1 protein-coding gene is annotated in these 1179 nt (G+C 49.7%); it reads right to left on the bottom strand.

Annotated elements, in window-relative coordinates:
* On the bottom strand, window positions 1–1179 hold a 1179-nt coding region (locus BVER_RS32140; protein ID WP_198155504.1), incomplete at both ends, for a LamG-like jellyroll fold domain-containing protein.

The following is a 1179-nucleotide window of genomic DNA, read 5'->3' on the forward strand; positions in this document are numbered from 1 at the left end:
GATACTGGGGTCGTGAGGAACGGAAGGATCTTTGTCTTTGCTTTCCCACGTTAACTTGCTGACGCTCAGCGTCTCCTTGGAAAGTAAATCGTTACCGCACTTCCACATATTGTTCAGGAAAAGCTGAGAGCCGTATGCGGGTTTCCCGTGGACGACCACCGAGACATCATGCACCGGCGGATAGCTCCTGAAGAGATCCATGTTGAGGTTGTGGCCCCCAACCAGGGCTGATGTTCCGGCCATACTGACCACTTTGGTGTGGTTCCAAGTCATTTTGGTATCGTCGACGCCGATTACGGCGCTACCAAAGACTTGGGCCTGGATGGCCGATATGATCCCGGCACCAAACCGGTAAAATCTGCCCAGCCAGATTTCCGGCATCACCTCCCACTCCTTTGAGCGCTCCTGGATTAACCGTATCAGCCCGGCCTTTAATTCTGTATAGTTCGCAGGCTCGAAGACAGGATTGATGGGGGTTTGTCCAAAAAGGAAGCGAAACTGGGGAGGCTGTGTCCTTCCTATTCTCTGGGTCAGGCAAGTATCCATCGCCCCAAAGATCACGCGTTGCCAGTCGGGATCGGGACTGTTTAAAGATGAGATATCACACCTGTAGCGGGTTTTCTGGATAATTTCATTGATTGCACGCGCAAATTCAATCTGCCTGATCCAGGCCTGTTTCATGATGCCGCGGCCAAACTCCATCCCCCAGACATGGGGGGTGTCAAGAATTCGAATATAGGATGGGCCGCTTAGCTGACGAAAATACTCCTGCACCGCTTGTTCTACAATATCGATATAAGAGTTTCCACCGTCTGGAAACACGCCCGGCGCTGAAAAAGAGACTTTGCCGACGACACTGGCGTGAATTTGGTTCTGCGATTTATCGGTAGTCTTCTGACCATCAAAGGTGTAATAAGAAACTAGGCCTAGCTCCTTTCCGGTGAGGGGTTTATTCATCCAAGTTTTGATTTGTTCTGCTTGCAATGCAATATTCCATATGCGGACCTCACCTAAATCGCCACTGAACTGATTATTTGGTTCTTGTCTTTTGGCCGTTGCACCAATAAACAATCCAATCGAATTATTGACGTTAACCGGCGGACTCTTCCTAACACTGGAAGAGATTAATTCACCGTCAATATAAATGGATAGCTGGCTGTCCTGGCGAACTCCCGTCAG

The sequence above is a fragment of the Candidatus Burkholderia verschuerenii genome (genome assembly GCF_001189365.1).
Taxonomy (GTDB): domain Bacteria; phylum Pseudomonadota; class Gammaproteobacteria; order Burkholderiales; family Burkholderiaceae; genus Caballeronia; species Caballeronia verschuerenii.